Source organism: Moorena sp. SIO4E2 (assembly GCF_010671945.1).
GTDB classification, from domain to species: domain Bacteria; phylum Cyanobacteriota; class Cyanobacteriia; order Cyanobacteriales; family Coleofasciculaceae; genus Moorena; species Moorena producens.
The window spans coordinates 1-2,556 of the sequence record NZ_JAAHIE010000836.1; the positions used below are offsets into that span (position 1 = coordinate 1).

The window sequence follows — 2,556 nt, forward strand, 5'->3', positions numbered from 1 at the left end:
TTCTAAGATGAAATAGTGTCAGAAATGCTACCTTAGCGTGATTTGGTAATGGATAATGGGTGATTGGTGATTCGCTAACTATTACTGAAACTATTACTGATTACCGATTACTGATTACCTAGGAATTGTGGTCAAGGGTAACTTCGGAGCATTAAAATTCGGAGCATGTAAACGAAAGTTGTTGGATTTTTACCAACATTTCACTATTGAATAGTAGGTTGAATAAGGGTTAAAAATAGTTTGTAAATTGCTCAAGCAATCCATAATACTAAAAATTTAGTAGGTAAGGTATAATATACCTAGCATCTGTTGTTGCTCAAAAAAAAAAACTATAAAGTGTAAGTTAAACACATGTAAATTAAACACATGTAAATTAAACAGATGGTGTTAAACTATTATTATGCAGATTCATCGACTTCCAGCCCTTTCTGACAACTATATCTTCTTATTACACGACCCCAAGCAGAATATTGCTGCTGTTGTTGATCCAGCCGAGGCTAAACCGGTGATACAGTGTCTGAAAGAAATGGATGCGGACTTAGTGGCTATTTTCAACACTCACCATCACATGGATCATGTGGGGGGAAATCGACAGTTGATCCAGCAGTTTCCAGATGTCTGTGTATATGGGGGAGCTGAAGACCGGGGTCGGATTCCTGGTCAACAGGTGTTTTTAGAAGAATGCGATCGCGTCGAGTTTGGTGATCGCCTTGGTGAAGTCTTGTTCGTTCCTGGACACACCAGAGGACATATTGCCTACTACTTTCCCCCAGTAGTCTCTGGTGAAACCGGTGAACTCTTCTGTGGCGACACCCTATTTGCGGGGGGTTGTGGCAGACTATTTGAAGGAACAGCAAGCCAAATGGTAGAATCCCTAGGCAAGCTAAGGGATTTACCAGATAATACACGAGTATGGTGTGCTCATGAGTACACCTTAAAAAATCTCCAATTTGCCCTGAGTGTCGATGGTGAAAACCCGGACTTACAAGGGAGATTTGCCCAAGTCCAAGAGGCGCGTCATCGTAAAGAGGCAACGGTACCCTCCCAGTTAGGGGTTGAAAAGCACACCAATCCATTTTTACGTTGGGAAGAGCCTGCCCTACAGTCGGCTGTTCAAGCAAAAGAACCCGTTAAGACATTTGCACGGTTACGGGAGATGAAAGACCGATTCTAAGATTATTGATAAAGCCTTGATCAAGGGACATATTTCCTTGAGGATATGCTCCTTTATTAGTTGGACTATAATCAAGGTTGAGTTAATAAATTTAGTTAATCCAATTGAGCAATAGAAAAAAACCATGCTTAGCGAATTGCAGCAAAGAAAATTGACCCAGTTGTTTAACGTGTACGATCAGCAAACAAACGGTTTTTTAACCCAAGCCGATTTTGAACGGATTACTGATAACCTTGCTGCCATCAGGGGTTGGACACCGGGCTCGCCAGACTATGACAATCTTCTTGCTATTTACATGAGGATTTGGAATGGCGTGCAAAAATTTACCGACGAAAATCAAGACCAGCAAGTGACCTTGGATGAGTGGTTGACTTATCATGAAAATGTACTGAGTGACACCGACGGTAACGAAGCAGTAGTCAATGCTAAAGCGGCAGGGATTATTTACCTATTGGATTCTGATAAAGACGATAAAGTTACTCTGGAAGAATACCGACAGTTTTTTAAGGCTTACGGTATTGACGACAGTCAAATTGAAGAAATTTTTGGACGCTTCGATCAGAACAATGATGGTTACATTGACAAACAAGAGATATTAGATCTAGTTACCGAATTCTATTACAGTCAGGATCCAGAGGCTCCGGGAAACTGGATTTTCGGTTCCTACTGATGATTTAGGTTTGCCTATTGGCGGATATGTCATCCCCGAAATGGTTTAATAAGTGTTTTAATTGACACGGAGCCCTCAGTATTCAGCCCTCAGCCCTCAGCAATCAGCAATCCGCAATCAGCACTAAGTTGCGATCGCTTACAAATTGTCGTAATATGGAATGTTTGTCGAAGCATTATCATTCACGCTAAACTATAACCGAAACTAAACACTATGGCACAACGTGTACAAGTCGTTTTAAGCAAAGACGTTCACAAACTTGGAAAAGACGGTGATCTGGTAGAGGTAGCTCCGGGCTATGCTCGCAATTATCTCATTCCCCAAGGAATTGCAGTTAGGGCCACCTCTGGTGTTCTCAAGCAAGTTGAGCGGCGCAGAGAGCAAGAACGGCAGCGTATCCTCGAAATCAAGCAACAAGCTGAGTCGATGAAGACTGCTCTACAAACTATTAACCGCTTTACTATCTCGAAGCAGTTGGGTGAAGATAATGCTATCTTCGGTACTGTTACTAGCCAAGACTTGGCAGATGCAATCCAAGAGTCTACGGGCAAAGAAATAGACCGCCGAGGTATTACCCTACCTGAGATTAGTCAACTTGGTTTCTATAATGCAGAAATTAAGCTTCATCCAGAAGTTACAGCTACTGTAGAAATTCATGTTGTTCCCAAATAAGTTAATTAATAGTTTGTTTAGTTTGTTGACACTTGACTGT

The 2,556-nt window shown here is 41.6% G+C and carries 3 protein-coding genes; all 3 read left to right on the plus strand.

From position 1 onward, the window contains the following. Positions 1 to 400: 400 nt before the first annotated feature. The 3 genes from gloB (at position 401) to rplI (ending at position 2,516) form a co-directional block, all read left to right on the plus strand. Complete coding sequence (gloB, locus tag F6K37_RS37870) at positions 401 to 1,174, plus strand: hydroxyacylglutathione hydrolase (protein WP_287256190.1); 774 nt, start codon at positions 401 to 403, stop codon at positions 1,172 to 1,174. Positions 1,175 to 1,298: 124 nt separating this feature from the next. After that, on the plus strand, positions 1,299 to 1,844 hold the full coding sequence (locus F6K37_RS37875) for an EF-hand domain-containing protein (protein ID WP_008180019.1): 546 nt from the start codon (positions 1,299 to 1,301) through the stop codon (positions 1,842 to 1,844). A 213-nt stretch (positions 1,845 to 2,057) separates the two neighbouring features. Further along, the gene (rplI, locus tag F6K37_RS37880) at positions 2,058 to 2,516 is read left to right on the plus strand and encodes a 50S ribosomal protein L9 (protein WP_008180021.1); all 459 of its coding nucleotides are present in this window, start codon (positions 2,058 to 2,060) and stop codon (positions 2,514 to 2,516) included. Positions 2,517 to 2,556: the final 40 nt, after the last annotated feature.

What these genes read in the sequence shown, in the direction of transcription:
- gloB (WP_287256190.1), top strand. Translation starts at nt 401, where the DNA reads ATGCAGATTCATCGACTTCCAGCCCTTTCTGACAACTATATCTTCTTA.
- F6K37_RS37875 (WP_008180019.1), top strand. Translation starts at nt 1,299, where the DNA reads ATGCTTAGCGAATTGCAGCAAAGAAAATTGACCCAGTTGTTTAACGTG.
- rplI (WP_008180021.1), top strand. Translation starts at nt 2,058, where the DNA reads ATGGCACAACGTGTACAAGTCGTTTTAAGCAAAGACGTTCACAAACTT.